At 62.3% G+C, this 22,966-nt stretch carries 20 protein-coding genes; 10 read left to right on the top strand and 10 right to left on the bottom strand.

The window, feature by feature from the left end; genetic code table 11:
• Positions 1–12 precede the first annotated feature (12 nt).
• Genes ASD63_RS13245 through ASD63_RS13220 form a run of 6 tightly spaced genes read right to left on the bottom strand, consistent with a single transcriptional unit; the run spans position 13 to position 6,133 of the window.
• Positions 13–663, bottom strand: a complete 651-nt coding sequence (locus ASD63_RS13245; protein ID WP_034791565.1) for an NAD(P)-dependent oxidoreductase — start codon at positions 661–663, stop codon at positions 13–15.
• A gap of 19 nt (positions 664–682) precedes the next feature.
• Positions 683–1,933, bottom strand: coding sequence for an NAD(P)/FAD-dependent oxidoreductase (locus tag ASD63_RS13240; protein WP_060529489.1), 1,251 nt, complete (start codon positions 1,931–1,933; stop codon positions 683–685).
• Positions 1,930–2,808, bottom strand: a complete 879-nt coding sequence (locus tag ASD63_RS13235; RefSeq protein WP_060529488.1) for an NAD(P)H-binding protein — start codon at positions 2,806–2,808, stop codon at positions 1,930–1,932. Before ASD63_RS13235 ends, ASD63_RS13240 begins: the two co-directional genes overlap by 4 nt.
• Positions 2,805–3,839, bottom strand: coding sequence for an ABC transporter substrate-binding protein (locus ASD63_RS13230; protein WP_060529487.1), 1,035 nt, complete (start codon positions 3,837–3,839; stop codon positions 2,805–2,807). Before ASD63_RS13230 ends, ASD63_RS13235 begins: the two co-directional genes overlap by 4 nt.
• 10 nt (positions 3,840–3,849) lie before the next feature.
• Positions 3,850–5,082 carry an acyl-CoA dehydrogenase family protein gene (locus ASD63_RS13225; RefSeq protein ID WP_060529486.1) on the bottom strand — a complete coding sequence of 411 codons (1,233 nt, stop codon included), beginning with the start codon at positions 5,080–5,082 and terminating at the stop codon, positions 3,850–3,852.
• 13 nt (positions 5,083–5,095) lie between these two features.
• On the bottom strand, positions 5,096–6,133 hold the full coding sequence (locus tag ASD63_RS13220; protein WP_060529485.1) for an ABC transporter substrate-binding protein: 1,038 nt from the start codon (positions 6,131–6,133) through the stop codon (positions 5,096–5,098).
• 300 nt (positions 6,134–6,433) lie between these two features.
• On the opposite strand from ASD63_RS13220, the gene ASD63_RS13215 reads away from it, so the two are divergent.
• From ASD63_RS13215 to ASD63_RS13195, 5 genes are read left to right on the top strand one after another with little or no spacing between them, the layout of a single operon-like run.
• The gene (locus ASD63_RS13215; RefSeq protein WP_034791577.1) at positions 6,434–7,420 is read left to right on the top strand and encodes an ABC transporter permease; all 987 of its coding nucleotides are present in this window, start codon (positions 6,434–6,436) and stop codon (positions 7,418–7,420) included.
• A complete protein-coding gene (locus ASD63_RS13210) occupies positions 7,420–8,418 on the top strand; it encodes an ABC transporter permease (RefSeq protein WP_060521255.1) in 999 nt (332 codons plus the stop codon). The genes ASD63_RS13215 and ASD63_RS13210 overlap by 1 nt, the downstream gene beginning before the upstream one ends.
• A gap of 2 nt (positions 8,419–8,420) precedes the next feature.
• Entirely contained in the window at positions 8,421–9,419 is a 999-nt protein-coding gene (locus ASD63_RS13205; protein ID WP_060529484.1) for an ABC transporter ATP-binding protein, read from the top strand.
• Positions 9,397–10,341 (top strand): oligopeptide/dipeptide ABC transporter ATP-binding protein, encoded by a 945-nt coding sequence (locus ASD63_RS13200; RefSeq protein ID WP_060529483.1) that lies wholly within the window; start codon positions 9,397–9,399, stop codon positions 10,339–10,341. The genes ASD63_RS13205 and ASD63_RS13200 overlap by 23 nt, the downstream gene beginning before the upstream one ends.
• 14 nt (positions 10,342–10,355) lie before the next feature.
• Positions 10,356–11,417, top strand: a complete 1,062-nt coding sequence (locus tag ASD63_RS13195; protein ID WP_034791585.1) for an aldo/keto reductase — start codon at positions 10,356–10,358, stop codon at positions 11,415–11,417.
• Positions 11,418–11,523: 106 nt separating this feature from the next.
• On the opposite strand, the gene ASD63_RS13190 is transcribed toward ASD63_RS13195, so the two are convergent.
• Positions 11,524–12,459: an amidohydrolase family protein gene (locus tag ASD63_RS13190; protein ID WP_060529482.1), complete on the bottom strand. Its 936-nt coding sequence runs from the start codon at positions 12,457–12,459 to the stop codon at positions 11,524–11,526.
• On the bottom strand, positions 12,456–13,556 hold the full coding sequence (locus tag ASD63_RS13185) for an LLM class flavin-dependent oxidoreductase (protein WP_060529481.1): 1,101 nt from the start codon (positions 13,554–13,556) through the stop codon (positions 12,456–12,458). The genes ASD63_RS13190 and ASD63_RS13185 overlap by 4 nt, the downstream gene beginning before the upstream one ends.
• Before the next feature lie 349 nt (positions 13,557–13,905).
• On the opposite strand from ASD63_RS13185, the gene ASD63_RS13180 reads away from it, so the two are divergent.
• Positions 13,906–15,537, top strand: a complete 1,632-nt coding sequence (locus ASD63_RS13180; protein WP_060529480.1) for an ABC transporter substrate-binding protein — start codon at positions 13,906–13,908, stop codon at positions 15,535–15,537.
• Between the two features lie 91 nt (positions 15,538–15,628).
• Complete coding sequence (locus ASD63_RS13175) at positions 15,629–16,852, top strand: acyl-CoA dehydrogenase family protein (protein WP_060529479.1); 1,224 nt, start codon at positions 15,629–15,631, stop codon at positions 16,850–16,852.
• An 875-nt stretch (positions 16,853–17,727) separates the two neighbouring features.
• Here ASD63_RS13175 and ASD63_RS13170 read toward each other — a convergent pair.
• Both ASD63_RS13170 and ASD63_RS13165 read right to left on the bottom strand, forming a co-directional pair.
• On the bottom strand, positions 17,728–17,931 hold the full coding sequence (locus tag ASD63_RS13170; RefSeq protein ID WP_034791723.1) for a cold-shock protein: 204 nt from the start codon (positions 17,929–17,931) through the stop codon (positions 17,728–17,730).
• Positions 17,932–18,166: 235 nt separating this feature from the next.
• Complete coding sequence (locus ASD63_RS13165) at positions 18,167–19,177, bottom strand: substrate-binding domain-containing protein (protein WP_060529478.1); 1,011 nt, start codon at positions 19,175–19,177, stop codon at positions 18,167–18,169.
• Between the two features lie 136 nt (positions 19,178–19,313).
• On the opposite strand from ASD63_RS13165, the gene ASD63_RS13160 reads away from it, so the two are divergent.
• From ASD63_RS13160 to ASD63_RS13150, 3 genes are read left to right on the top strand one after another with little or no spacing between them, the layout of a single operon-like run.
• Positions 19,314–20,681: a uracil-xanthine permease family protein gene (locus ASD63_RS13160; RefSeq protein ID WP_060529477.1), complete on the top strand. Its 1,368-nt coding sequence runs from the start codon at positions 19,314–19,316 to the stop codon at positions 20,679–20,681.
• Positions 20,678–22,078 carry an amidohydrolase gene (locus tag ASD63_RS13155; protein ID WP_060529476.1) on the top strand — a complete coding sequence of 467 codons (1,401 nt, stop codon included), beginning with the start codon at positions 20,678–20,680 and terminating at the stop codon, positions 22,076–22,078. The genes ASD63_RS13160 and ASD63_RS13155 overlap by 4 nt, the downstream gene beginning before the upstream one ends.
• Entirely contained in the window at positions 22,075–22,782 is a 708-nt protein-coding gene (locus tag ASD63_RS13150; protein WP_060529475.1) for a sulfite exporter TauE/SafE family protein, read from the top strand. The genes ASD63_RS13155 and ASD63_RS13150 overlap by 4 nt, the downstream gene beginning before the upstream one ends.
• Positions 22,783–22,966: the final 184 nt, after the last annotated feature.

Genomic DNA, 22,966 nt, shown 5'->3' with positions numbered 1-22,966 from the left:
AATTGAGGTCCTTCAATAGGCCGCGGTGAAGCGGCGGCGGATGAACTGTCCCTTGTCGAGTTCATCGAGAATGGCGACGGCGAAATCGGCTTCGGAAATCCGGCTTTCGCCCGTATCGTCTCGCAGAAGCGCATCCTCGCCGAGCCTGAAACGGCCGGTTCTTTCGCCGGCCTTGATCGAAAGAGGCGGGGATACATAGGTCCAGTCGAGATCGTGCTCGCCGCGTTTCAGACTGCGCAGGATCTCTCGGTTTCGCAGCGTGTGAGCCTTGTGGTCCGCCGGGTAGAAATCACTGTCGACCACGTCGACGCCGGGGCTTGCCTGGAGGCTTCCGACGCCGCCGACGATGATGATGCGGCGGACGCCGGCGCGCTTGACGCCTTCAAACAGGGAAGCATGTGCATTCTCGATGAGAACCGCGGCATCTTCCGCCGAATGGCGGCGCAGACCGGGACTATAGGCACTGATGACCGCATCGTGGCCGGCGGAGATCTTTGCCACTTCCTCCGGATCGGCAATGTCCGCCTTCAGTGCCGTGAGACGCTCGGCAGGTTCCAGGTTTGAAGAGCGCGTCACGGCTGTCACGCGGTGATTTCGCGAAAGAGCTTCCTTGCGGATGTTGCTGCCGATGTTTCCTGAGGCGCCGAAGACGACAATGGACATGATCGATTTTCCTTAAGGGCTAAAGGGCAGGTATCGCCTTGAGCGGTTGATTGGCGCCGACATTGCGCTGCATGGCGGAAAGCGACGACCGCACGGCCTCGTAGCCGTGTTCGCGCATGGCGTTTTCGTAGTCGTTTAAGGCCGCAAGCAGGGGCTTGCCGTGGCGCCTTGCGGCGACGAGTTCGCGAACGAGCAATCCGGAATCGTAGAGGGCGGTGTTGCCGCCAAGCGCGCGGAAATAGGTCATCGCGTGGATCGCGTCGCCGAGTAACGTCACCGGACCGCTTTGCCATATCGCGCCGGGTGTGGAGCTCTTGACCTTGAGGAAGGCGACCGTCGACGGGTCGCTGTGGCGAATGAGGTTCAGGATGCGCTCGTCCCAGTGACGGATACGGTGAAGCAGCGTTTCGATGAGGGCCGCGCCGTTGAGCCGTTCGAGCAGTTCGTCCGGCCCGAGTTCATCCGTGTCATAGGCCGTGTTCCACCAGGTGTAGCTGGTGGAGTTGTTGAAGTGGAAGCCAGGGATATCGGCATGGCCGGGATCTTCCCTGCCTATGAAATCGTGACGCGCATAGGCAGACGGATCCACCCGATGGCTGGTGATCATCAGACCACGACCGTCGCGCGGGCGGATGTTGGTATTGAACTCGGTCAGCAGCGGTGAAATGCCCTGTCGTTCCGCTTCATCGATCGTGATCTTGCCGGCCAACCGGCGCACCCCAGTGTCGATGCTCTTGAGGTCAGGCAGGAGTTGGCGACGCACCGCCGATCCCGCCCCGTCGGCCCCGACCAGAAGATTGGCGTGTACGGCCGAGCCGTCGGAAAAATGCGCAAGCACGGTTCCGTCGGCAAGCTGCTCATAGCGCTCGAACCGTTTGTCTGTGTGAAAAAGGCCGTCGAGCCCGGACAGGAGGATCTGGCGCAGCGTGATGCGGCTGACCGATTTCTCGATATGCGTATCTTCGGGTTCGCCTGATCCCTGGCTCGTGTTTTCGAGCCTTTGGAATGTCTCATCGAGAACAAGGTTTTCCGTCGGCGCAAGCCCGAGCGTATCAAGGAAGGCTTGAAAGAGGTGCGCCGGAAGGTTCGCCTGAAGCGCGTCGATGCCCCGTTGCCGGATCCGCATGCGGAAACCCTGCACATAGTCCGACCGGACCTGGTCGCGCTCGAAGACGGCGGTGTCGATGCCGTTCTTCCTGAGGCCTTGCGCGAGGGTGAGCCCACCCGGTCCCCCACCGATGATGGCGACGTCGATGAAGGGTATGGTCATGGCTGGTACTCGGGGACTGCGGTTTCGGCGGTCACTTGTTCGAGGATGAAGTCGGCGACGGTACGGGGCGAACGGCCAAGCAGCGTTGGAACGACGTCGGTCGTCCTTGCTGCGCGGCCGGAAGCGATCAATCTTACGAATTGCGCAACGGCGCGATGTTCGAAGTCACCATCTTTTGGAACCGTCTGGGGCGGCTTCTCGAGGGCAGCAACCGGCCGTTTCAATGCAGCCGTCAGCAGAGCGGCGACCTGCCGGAACGACACCACGTCCGGGCCGGTGAGGTTGAGCGTGCGCCCCCGAATGCGATCGGCCAGAAGTTGGTGCACTGCGACATCGGCAATATCGCGCGCGTCGATGTAACCGATGCCGGCGTCGAGGTTGGCTGCGACGACCTGACTGTTCGTGATCGCGTTCCGGATGGTGTTGGCGAGCGAGACCTGCATCCAGGCATTGGGACGAAGCGAAACAGCCTCGGTCGGAAGGCCATTCAAGTGCCGTTCCACGGCAGCGTGCGCTTCACCGGAGATAGAATTCCTTGGCGGCTCGATCGTCCAGTCGGAGCCCGAGATCTTGACGATGCGGGCAACATTTGCGGCGACGGCAGCATCGGCGACGGCGACCTGGTCCGTGACGAGCCTCGTGCTGATGGGCGATAACAGAAGAAGGCGTCCGACGCCTCGAGCGGCGGTGTCGAGCGCGGCGCGGTCGCCAAAATCACCTGCGGCAATCTGCAGAGTTTCACCGAACAGGGCACGTGCCGTCTCCGGCCGTCGGGTAAAGACGCGAACCGGTTGTCCGCGTGCGAGAAGTCGTTCGACAACGAGGCGCCCAAGCTTGCCGGTGGCGCCGGTAACGAGGATCGGCCTCTCACTCATGCGGCGGCCCGCTGCAAGGCGGCCTCTAGCGGTCGGCGATCAATCCAACTGAAGACATCGAAATCGGCCGGAATGAACTGCCAATCGAGAAGGAAGCGCTTGAAGTGGTCGAACGCGGCAATCTGGTTTTCGTCCAACGCCAGACCGAGATGACGGTGGACGTCCGCGCCGTTCGCCGCCCAGACGGCGTCCTCGCCGACGCCGATCTCGTTGGCGATGAACCGAACTGCTGTGTCCGGGTTCGAGGCCGCCCAATCACCAACACTGGCGACGGTCGACACAAGATCGACGACGAGGTCGAAATGCTGGTCAAGAAAGCGGGCGTCGACTGTCAGCGGCCTTGGCGTGCCATTGTTGATGCGGATCTTTGGATCCGGATGGAAACCGAATTCCGCCACCACAACTGCACCGATCTGATTGGCGAGCACGATGCCTTCTGCACCTTTGACGAAGAAAGCGTCGATCTTGCCCGAGGCCAGGGCCAAGAGTTCGTCGCCATAGGGATATCGGCGCTTCAGGCCCAGGAAGGCGGCGTTGCCCCGTTCGATGAGGTTGCCCTCGTTGGTGTCGAGATAGACGAGTTCGACATCACCGTGATCAAGGCCGTCGAGCGAAAGCGCCGAGACGATGCCTTTCAAGGCGGTGGCCCGCTGGAAGTCGACGACGTCGGAACTGGGCTTGCGTGGTACACCGATGCGACGGCCTTTCAAGTCCTTCGCGACAGCGATCCCGGAACCTGGAAGCGCGATAATCGCCTGGAACTCGTCTGTCGTGGTGATGCCGACAACGCGTGTCTCGCGCCCACCGGACCGCGCCCAGATCGGCGGAATGTTACCGCCCTGTCGGAACGAGTAATCGAGCGCATGGGTAAAATGGCTCTGGCGGACCGACGGATCCTTGCTGTCGCGGATCGAGCGGACGGCAACGCCGGCGTTCTCAAACTGTCTGTCGATCCAGCCGAGCTGATGGGCGATCGACAATGGTGTCGGGGCGGGGCAGCGCGTGTACCATACGGAAGAGAGGGAAGACATCAGGGAACTCCTAGCGGCCGCCGACGACGGCAAGACGGGGTTGCTGGGGAGGTCGAACGGGGACCGGCTCGAGCGCAACGGCAGGTGTTGCGGCATGCCGGCTGAACGCCGCCTTGGCAAGCATCGTCCGGATCAAGTTGTTTTGTGGCGCATGCGCCTTGCCGGAAAGCGCATCGCGATGATGGCGTTCCAGCGGATTGTCGCGACTGATGCCGGGGTTACCGCCCAGTTCGAGGGCAAGGGTCGTCACGGTGATCGCGTTGGCGATGACCGTGTGCTTGACCGCGGCGGCATCGGCGCCGAAGGGGCGCCCCGCATCGAAATCCTCGGCGATCGACCGCAGGAGCCGGCGGTTGACGGTCAGCAAGACCTCGATCTCGCCAAGGCCATCCTGGATGCGGGGAACCGTGGAGAGCGGTGCGCCGAGGCTTGCCGGCGCGCGCGAGGTCGTAAACTCGATCAGCCAGTCGCGTGCCCCGCGGGCTGCACCGTCGTAAATCGCCGGCACGAGGCTGAAGTACCAGGCGCCCATGCGCTCGTCACGTTTCAGGCCTTCGCTCGCCGGCGCGATGTCGAGAACATCGGCGAGCGGGATCGCGACGTCGTCGAGGATCAGGTCGTCGCTGTTGGTTGCCCGCATGCCCGTTGCGTTCCAGGTTTTTTCGACGCGGATGCCATCGGCCGATGTCGGAACGAGGAATGAGCCCAGCCTCGGCTCAGGCTCGTCAGTAACCGCAAGCACAGCCACCCAGCGCAAGAGCGGGATGCCGGTGGCGTAGGTCTTGTGGCCCGTAATGCGCCACTGATCGCCAACGCGGCGGGCAATCGTCTCGGGCAAGGAACCATGCGATGGCGAACCGACGCGCGGTTCCACCTGCGCGGCATTGATCAGCGCGACACCTTCGCGATTGCCTCTGGTGACGCGCTCGACCAGGTGTGGCGGCCATTTGCCTGATGTGCGCACCGAATAGTGCTGATTGTAGTGCATCGAAAGAACGAGAGCGGTCGAGGGTTCGCCGCGGGCAATGGCCGAGACGACGGCGAGCGCCTCCGACAATCCGCCGCCGAGGCCCCCGTGTTCGAGCGCTGTGACCAGGCCAAGCAGCCCCGCCTCGTGCAGCGCGTCGAAATTGGCGAAGGGGAATTCGCCGGTTTCATCATAGTGGCGTGCTGTCAGGGCGAAGCGTTTTCCGAGTTCTTCAGCCTTGGCAATCACCGGTTCGAAACGTGTGGGGTCGGTCATCGGTTTTACTCGTTCAGGCGACAGCGCGGGCGTCGAGTTCCGCCCAGGGGCGCTGGTCGACCCATTGGTCGATGTCGAAGTTGCTCGCGAGGAACCCCCATTCATGCAGGAAGTCCTTGTAGTGTCCGATTGCCGCGACGAGTTCCGGTTCGAGGCCGATGCCGAGATGCTTGTGGAGATCCGGGCCGTTAGCCGCAGCCACGACCTCTTCTGAGGCGCCGACTTCGCGGGCAACAAAGCGACGCACCTCGTCGGGGTGCTCTTCGGCCCACGAGCCGGCCTGCTTCAAGGTCGAGATCAGCTTGGCGACGAGATCGGGCCGATCTTCAGCGAGCCTTTCGTCGACGGTCAGCACCCGAGGGGAGCCGGAATTGATGCGGATCTTCGGGTCCGGGTGGAAACCGAATTCCGCGACCGTGTGAGCCGCAAAGAGATTGGCGACGGCAATACCGGGCGTGCCTTTGACATAAATCGCGTCCACCTCACCGCGCAGCAGTGCGGCCGCTTCCGGCCCGTAGGCCTGCCGGTTTCTGAGGCCGTAGAGCTGCGGGCCCTCCCTGCCATCAAGAACGCTTTCGGAAAGCGGGATATCGACGATCTCGACATCGGAGGGCGTGAGCCCTTCGAGAGACAGAGCGGAAACCAGGCCCTTCAGCGCCGTTGCTGCCATGAAGTCGACGATACCGGGTGGTCGGCGCGCAATGCCGAAGCGCCGGCCGACAAGATCGCGCGTCGTTTTGATCCCGGTCTCGGGCAACGTGATGATGGCCTGGAATTCGTCGGTCCAGGTGATGCCGACGAGCCGCGTCGGGTTGCCTTCTGAGCGGGCGCGGATCGGCGGGACGTTGCCGCCATGGCGAAACGAATAATCGAGATGGTGATCGAAGTGGCTGGATCGGACGGAGCGGTCCTTGCTGTCGATGATCGAGTTGAGCGCAATGCCCTCCGCGGCAAACGCCTTGTCGAGCAGGCCGAGCTGGGTGGCGAGCCCCACGGGTGTCGGGACAGGGCAGCGCGTGTACCAGATTTGCGAGATGGCATTTTTTGTCACGAGGTTCTCCGCTGTCTTCGATGGGGTGTGCCGGGAAGCGTTTTTCGTTGGAGTGGCTCTTCCTAGTCGGCCATTGCTATTAGCTGTACTGATTTCGGATTAGAGTTCCCAAATTGGCGCCGTTCACGACATATTGTAGGAATGGCGTTCCTGCTAATGGTCATTCTCAGGGTGAAATTACTAAAACAGATTTGACAAAGCCTATGTAATTAGTCAACTATAAAAATCATCCGCGGCGACAAGGTCAGGCCGAGGTGAAGGTTCGCTGTTGGCGGACAGCCAAACGGAGAGGCGACATCGATGCCGGTGCTGATCAGAATTGCGCGAACGCTTCGACGAACGCTTCTGCAGGCAGTTCCAACGATCCTTGGAATTGTGATCCTGAACTTTTTCCTTTTGCAGCTGGCTCCCGGCGACGCGGCCGATGTGCTTGCCGGCGAGGCGGGTTCGGCGACCGAAGAAAGCGTTGCGGCACTGAGAGCCCGCTTCGGCCTGGATAGTCCGGTGCTCGAGCAATTGGCCACCTATCTCGGCAACCTCGCGCAATTCAGCCTTGGATTTTCCCCGCGCTACGGCATGCCGGTCGCCGACCTGATTGCGCAGCGCCTGCCCGGAACATTGACGCTGATGGCGGTGGCACTCGTCATCGCGATCGTCCTCGGTGTCATCCTCGGATCGCTGATGGCGACGTTTGCGGGGCGGATCCCCGATCGGCTTTTGTCGATCTTCTCGCTGCTCTTCTATTCGATCCCGAGTTTCTGGATCGGCCTGATGCTGATCGTGCTCTTCTCGGTCAAGCTCGGCTGGTTGCCGACCGGCGGTGCAGGCACGATCGGGTCCCAGCTGAAAGGGTTCCCGGCGCTCTTCGACAAGGCCCGCTACATGGTGCTCCCGGCAACGTCGCTCGCGCTTTTCTACGTCGCGATCTATGCGCGGCTGACGCGCGCCGCCATGCTCGAAGTCAAAAACCAGGACTTTGTCCGCACCGCCTATGCCAAGGGGCTGACGCCTTATGGCGTCACCGCGAGGCATATCTTGCGAAACGCGCTGATCCCGATCACGACCATGGCCGGCATGCACATCGGCGGCATGCTCGGCGGCGCCGTGGTGGTGGAAACCGTCTACAGCTGGCCGGGCCTTGGCAGGCTCGCTTTCGAGGCGGTCATGGGCCGGGATTTCACCGTGCTCCTCGGCATCCTGCTTCTGTCCTCACTTCTCGTCATCATTGCCAATGCCACGGTGGACCTTGTCCACGCCTGGCTCGACCCTCGAATTGGAGCGCGCTGATGTCCGCCACCGACTTCGGAGCTTTCCCAGCGGTTACGGGCGGCGCCTATGCCGCTCCTGCCACGAGCGAGCAGGCTACCGCGCCGGAGCGCCCGTCCTGGTCCAACGTAAAGGCGCCCGATGCGCGCTCCCAGCAGAGCACTGCGGTCGCCATTACCAATGGGCGAAGGGCCCTCAAGGTCTTTCTGGCCAACCCCAATGCCCTGTTCGGAACGGCCTTCCTTGCGCTTGTGATCGCCGTCGCGCTGCTGGCTCCAGTGCTTTATCCCGACGACCCGCTGTCGATGGTCGGAAAACCGTTCCTGTGGCCGGGCCAGGATCCGGCTTTCCCGCTCGGCACGGACGCGCTCGGCCGCGACGTGCTCGCTGGCATCCTGCATGGCTCGCGCATTTCCCTGTTCGTGGGGCTGATGGCAACAGCGCTCGGTCTCACCTTCGGCGTGATCGTCGGCGCGATCGCCGGTTACTTCGGTGGCTGGATCGACGATCTCCTGGTGCGGCTGATCGAGATCTTCCAGACCTTGCCGAGCTTCGTGCTGCTCGTCGTTCTGGTCGCGATCGTCCAACCCTCGGCATCAACGGTGACGCTTGCGATCGCGGTCATTTCCTGGCCGACGGTGGCAAGGCTGACCAGGGCCGAGTTTCGTGCGATCCGAGAGAAGGATTTCGTCATGGCCGCCCGCAGTCTCGGCTTTGGCCATGGACGGATCATCTTCCGCGAGATCCTGCCCAACGCGCTGCCGCCGATTATCGTGACGTCATCGGTCATGGTCGCCACCGCAATCCTGATGGAATCCGCACTTTCCTTCATGGGTCTCGGCGACCCCAATGTCGTGAGCTGGGGCTCGATGATCGGTACCGGTCGCGAACTGGTCCGGACCGCCTGGTACCTGACGGCCCTTCCGGGCCTCGCCATCGTCTTTACGGTGCTTGCGCTCAATCTCATCGGCGACGGGCTGAACGATGCCCTTAACCCCCGCTTCACTGGGGATCGCTGACGATGGCGCCGCTGCTCCAGGTCGAAGACCTCACCATCGGCTTTCCGCGTGCCGAGCCAGTCAGAAATCTCTCGTTCGAGGTGGGGGCGGGGGAGACGCTGGCGATCGTCGGCGAGTCCGGTTCGGGCAAATCGTTGACCGCGCTCGCGCTGATGCAGTTGCTGCCGCGCGCAGCACGGGTGACCAGCGGCCGCATCGTCTTTGACGACCGCGATCTTCTGGGGCTCGATGCGCGCGAGATGCGGCAGCTGCGCGGGCGCGACATCGCCATGATCTTTCAGGAGCCGATGACGAGCCTCAATCCGGTCATGTCGATCGGCCGGCAGATCGGCGAAGTGCTGAAGGTGCACGAGAAGCTTTCAGGTCGAGCGGCGCGGGAACGCGCGATCGAACTTTTGAAGCTCGTGCGTATTCCTGCCGCCGAAAAGCGGGTCGACGATTATCCGCATCAGCTGTCGGGCGGTATGCGCCAGCGGGTGATGATTGCCATGGCGGTTGCGTGCCGGCCAAAGTTGCTGATCGCCGACGAACCGACGACGGCGCTCGACGTGACGATCCAGGCGCAGGTGCTCGACCTGCTCGACACGCTCAGGCGCCAGCTTCAGATGGCTGTGGTGTTGATCACCCACGACCTCGGCGTCGTCGCGCAATGGGCCGACAAGGTCGTCGTCATGTATGCCGGCCGCAAGGTCGAGCAGGCCTTGCCCGGAGATCTCTTCAACGATCCGCTGCATCCCTATACGCGCGGGCTGCTTTCGGCCTCGCCACGGCTAAAGAACGACCTTCACTATCTGAGCGGCCGCTTGACCGAGATCCCCGGGTCGATCGTCTCGGCGGCCGGCGAGGCCGGCTGTCCCTTCAGGCCGCGCTGTCGCCAGGCGCGTGCGAGCTGCGGCCATCAGGTGCCGCCGCTGATTGCTCAGACGCCGGAGAGGCTCGTTGCCTGCCCGTTCACTTCGTCCCTCAAGGCCGTGCCCGATGCCGCTCATCTCAGCCTCTGATCTGAAGACACACTACAAGACGCGCGACGGTCTCTTGCGCTCCGTCGATGGCGTCGATCTCGTGGTCGGGCGCGGTGAAACCGTCGGGCTTGTCGGCGAAAGCGGCTGTGGCAAGTCGACGCTTGGCAAGACGCTTTTGCGCCTGGTCGATCCGACCGAGGGGCGGATCGAATTCAAGGGCGAAGACATCACGAGACTTGACCAGGGTCGGCTCAGGAACGTGCGCAAGTCGATCCAGATGATCTTTCAGGATCCCTTCGCGTCGCTCAATCCGCGCCACACGATCGGTGAAATCCTGGAGGCGCCTCTGATCGTGCACAGGGCCGGCAGCCGAGCGCAGCGGCGTGACACCGTTGCCGGCATCATCTCCAAGGTCGGGCTGCCCGCCGATGCCATCAATCGCTATCCGCACGAATTCTCGGGCGGCCAGCGGCAAAGGATCGGCATTGCCCGCGCGCTGCTGCTCAACCCGGACCTGATCGTTTGCGACGAGCCCGTATCGGCGCTCGACCTGTCGATCCAGGCGCAGATCCTGAACCTTTTGGTGGAGATGAAGAAGGAGTTCGGTCTTTCCTACCTTTTCATCAGCCATGACCTGTCTGTGGTGCGTTATTTCTGCGACCGGGTTCTGGTCATGTATCTCGGCCGGATCGTGGAAAGCGCCGACAATGAGACGCTCTGGTCGGACCCGCGCCATCCCTACACGCGCGCTTTGATGGCTGCGGCTCCCGATCCCTCGCGGCCGCGGCAGGCGGCTCCCCTTGGCGGCGATCTGCCGAGCCCGAGCGACATTCCGTCGGGCTGTCGGTTCCACACCCGCTGCCCGCTGGCGACGGACCTCTGCCGCGTCACCGAACCCGAATTCCGCGCCATCAAACCGGGCCATCAGGTGGCCTGTCATGTCGCGGACCAGATCAACTGAAATGGAGAACTTGAATGGTTGAGTATCGCTATCTTGGGCGCAGCGCCCTCAAAGTGTCGCCGCTGACGCTCGGATCCATGATGTTCGGCAACCAGACGCCTGACGACGTTGCCTTCCGCATCATCGACAAGGCACGCGAGCAGGGCATCAACTTCATCGACACGGCCGACGTCTACCACGACGGCAAGTCGGAAGAGGTGGTCGGGCGCGGCATCAAGGCCAACCGCGACCATTGGGTGGTGGCAACGAAGTTCGTCAATTCGCGTGCGAAGGGGCCGAACCTCGGGGGCTATTCGCGCAAATGGGTCTATCAGACTGTCGAAAACTCGCTGCGCAATCTCGGCACCGACTACATCGACATCCTCTACTTTCATCGCGCCGTCTTCGATGCGCCGCTCGAAGAGCCGGTGCGGGCGATCGCCGACCTGATCAAGGCCGGCAAGCTGCGCTATTTCGGGGTCTCAAACTTCCGGGGATGGCGCATTGCGGAAGTCGCCCATCTCGCCGACCAGCTCGGCATCGATCGGCCGATCGCAAGCCAGCCACTCTATAACATCGTCAACCGCACCGCCGAGGCCGAGCAGCTGCCGGCGGCTGCAGCCTATGGACTGGGTGCTGTGTCCTACAGCCCGCTCGCCCGCGGCGTTCTGACGGGCAAGTACAATCCCGGCGAAGCGCCAGCTGCCGATACCCGCGCCGGACGCGGCGACAAGCGCATGCATGACGTGGAGTTTCGCGAAGAGTCGGTGGCGATCGCCAAGGAGATTGCCGCACACGCGAAGGCCAAGGGAATTGCTGCCGCCGATTTCGCGCTCGCCTGGGTGCTGAACAACCGGCTGATCACCTCGACCATCGCAGGGCCCCGCACGGAAGAGCATTGGGATGGCTATATCCGCGCGCTGGACGTCAAGCTCGATGCGGAAGACGAGGCGCTGGTTGATCGCCTGGTCGCGCCCGGTCATCCGTCGACACCGGGCTTCACGGATCCGGGCCACCCGCTCGAAGGCCGTGAGCCGCGGTCCGGCGCGGGCGAAGCCGAGATCATCCCGCTCGCCCGCTCGCAGCGCGTCGCTTGAGAGGGTCCTGGCTGGGTACCTCCCGACCAGTGCCATCCTGTTGCAAAGAGCCCCGGATCATCGATCCGGGGCTTCGTTTTGCGCGTGACTATTCCGCAGCTACGGCCTACTGGTGCCTGAAGCCGAGAAGGCGCCGGGCGTTGCCGCCAGCAACGAGACGTGCCTCCTGATCGCTTAGCCCCGCATGCTCCAAGTTCTGCCGCAACGCGTGCGCATCGAGCGCAGGAAGAATTGGCCAGTCCGTGCCGGCAAGCACGCGGTCCGCGCCGAAAAAGCCTGTCAGCGTGCGTACGATGTCCGGATCATGCCCCATCGTGTCGAAGTAGATATTGGGCCGTCGCCCCGCTTCCCTGGCAGAGCGAGCATAGATGCCGCCGCGTGCCGCCTGGACAATTGCGCCCAGACCGAGCGTTGCAAAGACCAGATGCAGGTCTGGCAGTTCCTCGAGTAGTGGAGACTGGATGACCGACAGGAAGGCGACGCCGTTCATCAATCCACGCCCGAGCGAGTTACCGAGATTGCCGGCGCCGTCGATCAGAACGCCGGCGTCCGGGTGGGCAACGGGATGCACGAAAACCGGAACCCTGTGGCGCGCCGCAACTTCGAGCGTGGGGCGGACGGCGGGATCGGCGATGAACTTGCTGGCGCGTGAACTGTCAATCACCAGTCCTGAAAGACCGAGCTCGACGATTGCCCGCTCGGCTTCGCGGGCCGCTTCGTCGCCGGCAAAGGCATCGACGACGGCAAATCCGGTGAGGGTAGAATGCTCGCGCGAAAGCGTCGCAAGCCAGTCGTTGGCCTCCCGGACGGCTTCAAGCGGTATGCTTGCCTCCAATCCGAAGAGGCTTTCGATCGTCGCCGTGACCACAGCGAGCGACACGCCGCCTTGTTCAAGTTCGTCGACCAGCGCCTGAGGCGTCGTGATCTTTCGATGTATCTCCGGCGAAAATGCGCCAGCGGGCTTTTCGTATTTGCCTCCGGGACGCCAGGCTGGCGGCCAGAGATGGGCATGGATGTCGACGATATCGAGCGGAGCGGTCATTCGGCGGCAACCTTTCTCGCTTGGCGTTCAGCAATGCCAGCTTTGACCAGCGGCACGACATCACGCCCATAGGTGACGGTATCTTCTGTCGGGTAGAAGCCACGAACGAGGAAGTTGGAAACGCCCGCGTCGTAATAGTCGAGGATGGCGTCGGCGACCTGTTCGGGTGTCCCGACAAGAGCTGTCGAATTTCCGCCGGCGCCACTCGCTTCTGCGACTTCGGTCCAGAGCCGCTTGTCCAGCACCTTGCCGCGGCTGGCCGCCTGCCGCAGGCGAACAGAACCGACGTTAGATGGCAGCTTCTCGCCGTTGCCGCCGGCCGAGCGCGCGACCTGTGACTTGACCTTCTCGAGGATATCGGCCGCCTTTGCCCAGGCGGCGTCTTCGGTCTCAGCCACGACGGTGCGAAAGGCGAGGGTGAAGCGGATATCGTCTGCCGCGCGACCATTGGCAATCGCCGCTGTGCGTACCTTGCCGATGGTTTCCCGTGTGCCGTCGAGCGGTTCGCCCCAGAGCGCATAGATATCGGCGTGCTTACCGGCAACGGCGATCGCCGCATCGGACGAACCGCCGAAGGAAATCGGGATACGGGGCTTCTGGAACGGCTTTACCTGGCTATAGGCGCCCTTGAACCTGTAGAAGCGCCCCTCGTGATCGAAGGGCTGATCGCTCTCCCAGACTTTCCTCAGCACCTGCAGATACTCGTCGGTGCGGGCATAGCGGGTGTCGTGATCCTCGAAGTCGCCGTCGCGAGCCTGGTCCGTGTCGGATCCGCCGGTGATGATATGCACCCACAAGCGGCCCTCGGAGAACTGATCGAGGGTGGCAAGCTGGCGCGCGCCGAGTGTCGGGGCCATCAGGCCGGGTCGGTGGGCAAGCAGCGCCCCGATCCGGTCGGTCTGGCTGAAGGCATAGGCGGCGATCTGGTTGTTGTCGGGCCATTGCGCGAACTGGCCGATCAGCAGACGATCGATGCCGGCGGCCTCCGCGGCCTGCACGTGATTGCGAATATAGGTCTTGTCGATGACCGGACCGGAGGCCGGCACGATGTCGGACCCTTCCCTGTTGGACGTATGGCCGATGAATTCGGGACGCATGGAGAACTCCTTCAGAATGCTGGGCGCGCAGATCGCAATAATCTATTTAGCATATGTATTTTGTCGATTGCTTTTTGCCGACCGATCTTGGGATGGATTGTCGTGCGATGGGCCCTTCGGGAACTTTTCATCCACCAAGGCGGCTTTTGCAGACACTCATCCTGTCTGCGTGCACATCGCCGGTCCGGCAAAGGCTTCGGCCTGAGTAGCTTTTTTCAGAAAAGCCCTGGACTTTAGAATTACACTATCTCGATAAATATAGTAGATTTTATAAAGTCTGGCTAACACCCTGACAGGGGTGCTGGAGAAATCGGCGTTGCCTGTGCTTCGCCTGCTAGGGGATACTCAGATGACAGCAAGACACAACGGGACTTTCAAGCCGACGCGGCGCGCGTTCCTCCTTTCCTCCGTTGCGCTGGCGAGCGCGATTGCCGTTCCAATGCTGCCGGTGCCCTCGCTCGCGGCAGACGAGCCGCCGCGCGGCGGCAGCGTATCGATCAACATCGGCACCGAACCGCCAGTTCTCGTCCTTATCGCCCATAGCGCCGGCGCTGCCTACTACATCAGCGGCAAGGCGACCGAGAGCCTGCTCACCTATGACAAGGACTTCAATCCTCAGCCGCTGCTTTCCACCGAGTGGACGGTCAGCGAAGACGGCCTGCGCTACTGGTTCAAGCTGCGCCAGGGTGTCCGTTGGCACGACGGCAAGGATTTCACGGCTGAAGACGTCGCCTTTTCGATCCTGGCGCTTAAGGAAAACCACCCACGTGGCCGGGCGACCTTTGCCCATGTGAAGGAGGCCAATATTCTCAATTCGCATGAGGTCGAATTGATCCTTGCCAAGCCGGCTCCCTACCTTTTGACCGCCTTTGCAAGCTTCGAGGCGCCAATCGTCCCGAAGCACCTCTATGAAGGCACAAAGATTGCGGAAAACCCGCACAACGTCGCGCCTGTCGGCACCGGCCCCTACAAGTTCGTCGAATGGGTGCGCGGAAGCCATGCGCTTTTCGTGCGCAACGAGGACTATTGGGGTTCGCCCAAGCCCTACCTTGATCAGATCATCTTCCGCTTCATCATCGATCCGGCGGCAGCCGTCGCTGCGATCGAGACCGGCGAGGTGCAGGTCTCGACGGCCAACCTGCCGCTCACCGACATCGACCGGCTGAAGGCCAACCCGAACCTCGTCGTCGATACCGATCCGGCGCCCTATTCGCCGAGCATCGCCCGCGCCGAGTTCAATCTCGAAAACAAGTATCTTGCCGACATCAAGGTGCGCCATGCGATCGCGCACGCGGTCGACAAGGACTTCATCGTCAATACCGTCTACCTCGGCTATGCAACGCGGCTCGACGGGCCTGTCAGCCCGGATCTCGCGAAGTTCTACACTCCGGACCTTCCCAAATACGAGTTCGACCCGGCCAAGGCCGAAAAGCTCCTCGACGAGGCAGGTTATGCGCGGGGGGCCGACGGTTTCCGCTTCAAGCTGTTCATCGATCCGACCCAGCCTTCCGGTCCTCCCAAGCAGACCGCGGAATACATCGCCCAGGCCCTTGCCAAAGTGGGCATCAAGGTAGAGCTGCGAACCCAGGACTTTGCGACTTTCGTCAAACGCGTCTTCACCGATCGCGACTTCGATATCGCCATTGAAGGCATGAGTAACCTCTACGACCCGACCGTCGGTGTTCAGCGGCTCTACTGGTCGAAGAACTTCAAGCCGGGCGTGCCCTTCACCAACGGCTCCAAGTATTCGAACCCGGACGTCGATCGACTGCTCGAAAGGGCCGCCGTCGAGATCGATCCGAAGAAGCGCCTGCAGCTCTTCAACGAGTTCCAGAAACTGGTGGTTCAGGATCTGCCGACGCTCGACATCGTCACCCCGGCTGTCATCACCGTCTACGACAAGCGGGTAAAGAACCTGAAGCTCGGCGTCGAGCATCTCTGGAGCAATGGGGCAGGCATCTATCTCGACGGGCAATCGTAAATGATCTCGACGACGTAGTCGTCGAAGGCGCGAGTGCAGCCGGAGCGGACCCTGGCTGCACTCTCTTTTTCTTCAGGGTCGGAGTTGACGTGTGACGATAACCAAGGTGCTGACTGTTTCCCGCCCAACACGCGCGCAGCTTCTCGCGCGCATTCCCGGCTTCGTGGCCGAAGTCGCCAAGGGCGCGTCCGAACGAGACCTGTCGCGTCAACTTCCCTTCGAAGCCTTCAAGCTTTTCCGCGAGCTGGAACTTGGAACCCTGCGCATCCCGGCGGCGCTCGGCGGGCCGGGCGGTTCTGTTGCCGATTACATCGAGATGATCGCGGCGATCGGTGCTGCCGATTCCAACGTCGCCCACGCGCTCCGGTCCCATTTCAACTATGTCGAAAACGTTATCCTCAGCGAGCCTCGTGAGCGGGATGCCGGTGCAGTCGAGCTTATTCTGGGCGGCAAGCTTTTTGGCGGCGCCCATACCGAGCAAGGCACGGCTCGCCCCGGCCAGGTGACGACGACGATCGCCAGAAAGGGCGACACCTACAGGCTCAACGGCCGCAAATGGTATGCCACGGGAACAGCCTTTGCCGACTTCGCTTCGTTCAGCGCGCTGGACGAGGAGGGGCAGGCCGTTGGTGTTCTCCTGCCGGTCGACCGGCAGGGCATTACAATTCTTGACGATTGGGATGGCATGGGGCAGCGCCTGACCGCCAGCGGCGGCGTCATCCTCGACAATGTCAAGGTGTTCCCGCACGAATTGGCCCGGCGCGCCCTCGACAATCTCGTCGGTCGCCACTGCTCGACGCTGCGCCAGTTGCATCTGGCGGCAAGTGCTGCCGGCGCGGTGCGCAACGTCCTTTCGGACGGCCTTGCCTATGTCCGCAGCCAAGCGCGATCTGCCGCCCACAGCAGCGCCGAAACGGCCAATCAGGATCCGTTCGTGCAGCAGGTGATCGGCGAAATCGCCGCCAATTCCTTCGCGATCGACACGGCGGTTGCCGCCGCCGCGGTTGCGCTCGACCGGACGGTTGCCGCCTTGGGCAGCAGCAACGATGCCGAGATCGAGGACGCCTTGATCGAGAGCGCGCTGACGACAGCGCGAGCGCAGCTTGTTCTTGGCCAGCTCGGCTTGCGAAGCGCTGAGCGCATGTTCGAGCTCGGCGGCGGCTCGGCGACTTCGCGCGGCAACAACTTCGATCGGCACTGGCGCAACATCCGCACCGTTCTCAACCACAACCCGCTCCTGCATAAGTCGCGTGTGCTGGGCGACTACCTGCTGAACGGCACGACCACGCATCTGAGGGAAGGAAGGGTGTTTTGACTGCACACAGCTGTCTGGCAGCGCCTGCGGTCTGGTCGGCTTGCTGACGGTCGCTTCGGCGCTCAACTGAGCCGGTGGTTGGAAGCTCTATCGTCGCAAACCACAAAGGGCGTTTGATCGATATTTCCAGCAAGGCAGCAGAGATGCTGGATATGACGCGCCGCGGGACAGCGTCCGTCCGGGTACAATATGTGGGGCGCGCCGCTCTATACGAAGATGATATGGCGTTTCTCATGGCGTCGCAAAGGAAGCGCCAGGGTCCCCTTGGCGTCAATCGGCCAATCGGCGCGCAGGTCGCCGGCAAACCGCTTACCAGCTACGGTGAGCGCAGCACCCTGTTCGTCGGCTCGAAATCTGCCGGTAACTTTCTGGCTGCCTCTGGTTTGCGGGGACGGGCGGCGTCGTATGTACTCTGGGCTTCCCAGGCACACCGCTTGACACCCCTCAAGGCAAGTATTGCAAGGGAAACCGCGATTTCTGCCGAATGCTGCTTGAACAAGGAGCGGATGGGCGAGAAATCTGTGTTGCAGGCGTTTCTCTCGGCAGCTTTCGATCGCAAAAGGCGACGGACTGGAATGACTGGCCGACGATCGCCAGCAAGGCGACGACGGGGAGACCCGGAAACCGGCCATATCCGGTGGTGTGAACGTTGCCAGAGCGCGTGGCGTGCGTGTCGAGGGTGAGCCGGAAGCTTCAGAGAAGTTAGCCGGACCAGAATTATGCGCTCAGTTCCCGTTTTGTGCGTTGGGATCGTCTGGAAAAAGGAGGACCCGACGGCCTCGCGAGACGACATCATAATATTTCCCGGCCGCTGGCGCGGCCGGGAAAGTGCGGGAATGCAATCAAGCGAATTCCCGAAGCTTGGTATCCGAAGTTCAGGCTGACCTGACGTTTTCGGCCTTCGATTTTCCGGTCTTGCGGTCCTGGCCAAGTTCATAGCTGACCTTTTGACCGTCGCGCAGTGACGTTGCGCCCTCAAGCGCCGACACGTGGACAAAAACGTCCGGTCCGCCATTGTCAGGCGTGATGAAGCCAAAACCCTTGTCCTGGTTGAAAAACTTTACGGTACCGGTTGCCATAGTCATCCTCGTCAGCTGAGTGCTCTGCGTTTTGCCGGAGCACCATATCCAGCGCCTGCCTTAGCGGCAATCGCGCATGTTGGCAAAACTTAATTTGCTGAGCCGGACCTTCTTCCTTCATACCAGGGGCCGTTTAGACCGTGGATAAAGGCGGCAATGGCGACGGCGCGACAGTCACGACGTTAAACGCGGCCGCGCGGATGTCCGGCCATCGCGCTCTCGGCTTGAGCCTTCCTCAGATGGTATCACACGAAATGATCGAAGAGGGTCGCAGGATCAGACCCGGTGGCGAGAGATCACTTGGTTCGACGTTCGCCTGCTCCAATTGCGCCAAGAGCAGGTTGACTGCGGCTCCTGCCACCTCACCAAGGTGCAGATCAACTGCGGTCAGCGGAGGGGTGGCGAGTTTGGCGCGCATGCCGTCATAGCGGGTCGCGATCCGAAGGTCGTGCGGGATCTGGCGACCGGTGGCGCGGGCCGCGTTGAGAACGCCTGTCGCAAAGGCGTCGACCGGCACGCAAAGGGCCGAGATGGAGGGATTGGCGCGCAGCAAGCTTTCGGCTGCGATTGCTGCCGCTTCTTCGCCCCCCTGTTCGTCGATGCGGATGGCGCGTGGCGTAAAGCCGCTTCCGGCCATGCGCTGCGCATACACAGCCTCCATCTCGATATAGGAATTGCGCCTTTGTTCACCCGTTATCAAGCCGACCTGACCGTCGCCCGCAAGCAGGTGATCGAGAAGCAGATGCGCCGTTGCGGCGCTCTGCAAATCCACGAACGGAAGATCGTCTCGGCCGGGCGCACGCCCGATGCACACGACCTCGGTCCCGCGGGACGAAAAGAAATCCAGCACCGGGTCGTCTCGTTCCGGCTCCACCACGATGGCGCCGTCCACCTCAAGCGCGTCGAGGCGGTCGCGGGGCCCGAGCGGAGGAACGAGGCAAAGGGAAATACCCCTGGCAAAAGCCGTCACGGCGGCGGCAGCAGCAATTTCCATGAGGAAGCCCAGTCTCGACGGTCCGGCGGCCACCGCAAAGGGCATCGATGAAACCAGTGCGATAGATCCGGCTCTGCCGGTGCGCAAACGCTGCGCACGGTGGTTGGGACGATAGCCCATTTCCTGCGCCAGCGTTTCGATGCGCTTGCGCGTTTCCGGCTCGACGTAACGTCGGCCGCTGAACGCGTGCGAAACAGTCGTGACCGAGACTCCAGCCGCCTTGGCAAGGTCGGCGATAGTAAGTTTTCCCATCAGCCCTCCGATGACCGTCTTCTATCACGCCGATCGCGCCGAAGCAAAACGATTTGCAAAGGCGCAATTGTGTGTTAGTGGATGCGCATGCAAAACGATTTGCATAGCGGCTTGAGGAGGCCGGGAGGAGGAAAACATGCAGAGTGAATTGAATGGAGTGGTCGAACCGGTCGATGAGGGGCTGCCGCTTCGCAGCCTGTTCCTGTTTGGCCTTCAACACGTGCTGGTGATGGCCGCGTCTCCCATCACCGCCGTCTTTCTTGTCAGCAAGGCCCTTGGGTTTTCGGACGCGGTGACAGTCTCGCTCATCAGCGCAACCTTTTTCGTCTGTGGCCTTGGCTCGATGCTCCAGAGTTTCGGGCCAAAGGGGTTTGGTGCACGCCTGCCCTTCGTGATGGTGCCGGGAGGCGCGCCAATTGCCATCTTTCTGGCGATCGCCCAGCAGACGGACATCCAGACAGCCGTCGGTGCCGTCATCGTAACGGCTCTCTTTTACTTTTTGGCGCTGCCGGTCTTCCGCAGACTGCTGCGTTACTTTCCGCCGATCGTCGTTGGAACGATGCTGTTGCTGGTCTCCGTCAATCTTGTGCGCATCTATGGCGTGACCATCACCGGAAAGCCTGGCAGCGAGGGCTTCGCAGCGCCCGTCGAGGTCGGACTGGCACTGATCACCATCATCCTTACAGTCGCTGCCGCGCGGGTCTTTTCCGGAACGCTCCAGCGGCTCGCCGTCATGCTCGGACTGGTCGGCGGTGCGCTCGTCGCGCTCGCCATCGGCCACATGGATCTGTCGGGTGTGTTCACCGGGCCGGTCATCGCCGTTCCGCAATTATTTCCCTTCGGCATGCCGAAGTTCGACCTCGTCGCAGCCATTCCGCTGATCGTGTTCTCGATCATTTCCATGGCGGAGGCGACCGGTCAGACGATCGCGACGGCTGAAATCGTCGGCCGCCGGGGAGATGCCCATGCGATCGTGCCTTCGACCATCCGCGGCGATGCACTGATGTCGCTCGTCGGTGGCCTGTTCGGCACATCGCTGATCATCACCAGCGGCGAGAACGTCGGTATCGTGCGCGCGACCGGCGTCAAGTCTCGCTATGTGACCGCGATGGCGGGCGCCATCCTCGTTCTCATCGCGCTCTTCGCCCCGGTTGGTCGGATGGCCACGGCTTTGCCTGAGGCCGTCGTCGGCGGCACGGCAGTCATCGTCTTTTCGATTATTGGCGTCATCGGGATCGACCTCCTGCGTCGCGTCGATCTGCGCGAACATGGCCCCATGTTCACCCTCGCGGCCGCCCTCTCGATGGGTCTGCTGCCGATCCTGGTGCCCGGTGTCTACAGCCAGTTTCCGCAATGGACGCAGATGATCCTCGGCAACGGACTTGCCGCAGGCACGATCACCGGCGTCGTCGTCAACGCCATCTTTTCACATTGGGGCCAAGCCGGACGATCCGAAATTGCGGCGGCGCCCCTGCAATCCACCACTCAAGGAGCAAGCGAGTGAGCGCAATCCGCCAACAACTATCGACTGCCGGCGACCTCATGCTGCGCCCAGGGCAGGTTCTTCTGCCGGATGGCCCGCGCACCGGAAAAGCCATCGTCGTGCGCGACGGTACGTTCCACCGGATCGACACGGTGGAAGCGATCGCCCGGGACTTCCCCGAGATTGTTCCGATCGACCTGCCCAACCATCTCCTGATGCCCGGTTTCGTCGATACCCATACGCACCTGACCCAGTCGCTTGGAAAGGCCCTCGTCTTTGGAGAACCGTCGGAAATCTTCCGGCGGATCTGGGTGCCGCTGGAAGGCAGTCTCAACGAGCGCATGGTCTATCTCTCGGCAAAGCTTGCCGCATTGGAAGCGCTGCGTGGGGGGTTCACGACCGCCGTCGATGCCGGCACCCGCTCAAAGGGTCATGTCGGCGCTCTGGTGCGGGCCGCAGGGGAGGTGGGGCTTCGCAGCGTCGTCGGCTTTATTTGCAACGATCTTTCGGGAAGTGCGCAAATCGCCGAACCCGGCATCATCCTGCGCCAGGCGGAAGAGCACGTCTCCACCTACAGGCAGGACCTGCTGATCCATCCCTCGCTGGCGATTTCGATCCCGGAGGCCGCAACTGACGAAATGCTCAAAGCGGTTTCCGAATTGGCAGCCGCGTCCGGGGTGGTGTTCCAGACCCATGTCAACGAACACCTTGTTGCCGTCGAACGCTCGTTGGCAGCGAAAGGATTGCGACCGATCGAGCACCTGGCGCATCTGGGCGTTCTTGGCCCTCAGGTGCTTCTCGCGCACTCGACGCTCGTCACGCCGCATGAACTCAATCTTTTGCGCGAGACAGGCACGGCTGTCGCTTACAACCCCGTTGCCACCCTGTGGAAGGGGAATGCCGTCGCACCAGCCCTGCAAATGGCAGCGCTCGGCATGCGGTTCGGGCTCGGAACGGACGGAACCCGCGCCGACGCGTTCCGACTGATGGACGCGGCCGAGGGCCTTCAGCGCGCGGGGTTTGGTCTTGCAACGGGGGATTCTTCCTGCGGCGGTGGCTGGCTGTGGCTCGACCGGGCAACATCCGGCGCCGCAGACGCCGCAGGCCTGTCTCATGTGACCGGCTCGATCACCGAAGGTCTTGCCGCCGATTTCCTGCTCGTCGATCTCGATCGGCCCGAGTTCACCCCCTCGCACGATCTGACATGGGAGCTTGTCCGCTACGGCAATCGCGATCAGATCGACGCGGTCTTTACCAGCGGCAAGCTTCGGCTTTGGCAAGGCTGGCCGATTGATTGGGACGCCCGGGCGCTGCTCGAAGAGGTGAGAGGCGAAACGGCGACCGCCATTGCCGAAGCTCCGATCCAGCGCGTTCATCCGCTCTCCGAAGCACATCGCCGCCTTGGACAATACCGATGAGTTTTGGTCTTCTTGCCGTTCTGGCTGCCGTGACATTCGTTTCGGCCTTCATTCAAGGGGCGCTCGGCATTGGCTTTGCCCTGATCGTCGCGCCGATCGTCGGTATGCTGAAGCCCGATCTTCTGCCGGTGACCCTGCTTTTGCTGATGCTGCCGCTCAATCTGCATGTGGCGGCGCGAGAGCGTGCCCATGTCGACTGGTCGGGCGCGACCTGGATCACGATCGGACGCTTCGCGGGAACGTTTGCTGGCCTTTGGCTGCTGGCAGCGCTTTCGATCGAACAACTGGATCTTGCCGTCGGTGTGTTCACGGTGGTCGCAGCCGTCACCGCGCTCATAGCCCCGCCGTTCACGCCGAACAGGCCGAGTGCGCTCGGGGTCGGATTGTTTACGGGCGTCACCGAAACTGCCACGGGTATCGGCGGCCCGCCGCTTGCGCTGCTCTACCAGCATGCCAAGGCGCCGGTGCTAAGGGCAACGGTGGCCCTTTGCTTCTTCGTCGGCGAGGTCATGTCCCTCGTCGTGCTGGCCATATCCGGGCGCGTTGGGTCAGAGCAACTGCTCGTCGCCCTCTACCTGACGCCGGCGGTTCTGCTCGGAAGCGCGGTCTCAAGGCACGTGCATGGCCGCATCGGCCGCCGTGGCCTTCGGATCGCTGTTCTCGGCTTTGCCATCGTCAGCGGATTGTTCCTTATGGTCCGGTGAACGAGGCTCTCTCGTTAACCGGCCATCGACAGATCACCGGAGCTAGAAACGTCCATAGGCGCCGCCGGCGCCGCTAATGGCCGTAAGGAAACTGGCAAGTCCGGCAGAGCGAGCGGCAGGTATTGGTTTTGCTGCTATGACTGGGAACCACGGATTTCCCGTTGTGGTCTTTGTCGCTGCTTTG

It is taken from the genome of Ensifer sp. Root558 (assembly GCF_001427045.1).
GTDB classification, from domain to species: domain Bacteria; phylum Pseudomonadota; class Alphaproteobacteria; order Rhizobiales; family Rhizobiaceae; genus Ensifer; species Ensifer adhaerens.
Note: the sequence above shows the minus strand (reverse complement) of the source record. Positions and strands in the feature narration are given on the sequence as shown.

Coding starts and splice junctions, on each gene's coding strand:
- ASD63_RS13195 (WP_034791585.1), top strand. CDS start 10,356: ATGGTTGAGTATCGCTATCTTGGGCGCAGCGCCCTCAAAGTGTCGCCG.
- ASD63_RS13190 (WP_060529482.1), bottom strand. CDS start 12,459: ATGACCGCTCCGCTCGATATCGTCGACATCCATGCCCATCTCTGGCCG.
- ASD63_RS13150 (WP_060529475.1), top strand. CDS start 22,075: ATGAGTTTTGGTCTTCTTGCCGTTCTGGCTGCCGTGACATTCGTTTCG.
- ASD63_RS13200 (WP_060529483.1), top strand. CDS start 9,397: ATGCCGCTCATCTCAGCCTCTGATCTGAAGACACACTACAAGACGCGC.
- ASD63_RS13180 (WP_060529480.1), top strand. CDS start 13,906: ATGACAGCAAGACACAACGGGACTTTCAAGCCGACGCGGCGCGCGTTC.
- ASD63_RS13185 (WP_060529481.1), bottom strand. CDS start 13,556: ATGCGTCCCGAATTCATCGGCCATACGTCCAACAGGGAAGGGTCCGAC.
- ASD63_RS13240 (WP_060529489.1), bottom strand. CDS start 1,933: ATGACCATACCCTTCATCGACGTCGCCATCATCGGTGGGGGACCGGGT.
- ASD63_RS13170 (WP_034791723.1), bottom strand. CDS start 17,931: ATGGCAACCGGTACCGTAAAGTTTTTCAACCAGGACAAGGGTTTTGGC.
- ASD63_RS13235 (WP_060529488.1), bottom strand. CDS start 2,808: ATGAGTGAGAGGCCGATCCTCGTTACCGGCGCCACCGGCAAGCTTGGG.
- ASD63_RS13245 (WP_034791565.1), bottom strand. CDS start 663: ATGTCCATTGTCGTCTTCGGCGCCTCAGGAAACATCGGCAGCAACATC.
- ASD63_RS13210 (WP_060521255.1), top strand. CDS start 7,420: ATGTCCGCCACCGACTTCGGAGCTTTCCCAGCGGTTACGGGCGGCGCC.
- ASD63_RS13160 (WP_060529477.1), top strand. CDS start 19,314: ATGCAGAGTGAATTGAATGGAGTGGTCGAACCGGTCGATGAGGGGCTG.
- ASD63_RS13225 (WP_060529486.1), bottom strand. CDS start 5,082: ATGACCGACCCCACACGTTTCGAACCGGTGATTGCCAAGGCTGAAGAA.
- ASD63_RS13165 (WP_060529478.1), bottom strand. CDS start 19,177: ATGGGAAAACTTACTATCGCCGACCTTGCCAAGGCGGCTGGAGTCTCG.
- ASD63_RS13230 (WP_060529487.1), bottom strand. CDS start 3,839: ATGTCTTCCCTCTCTTCCGTATGGTACACGCGCTGCCCCGCCCCGACA.
- ASD63_RS13205 (WP_060529484.1), top strand. CDS start 8,421: ATGGCGCCGCTGCTCCAGGTCGAAGACCTCACCATCGGCTTTCCGCGT.
- ASD63_RS13215 (WP_034791577.1), top strand. CDS start 6,434: ATGCCGGTGCTGATCAGAATTGCGCGAACGCTTCGACGAACGCTTCTG.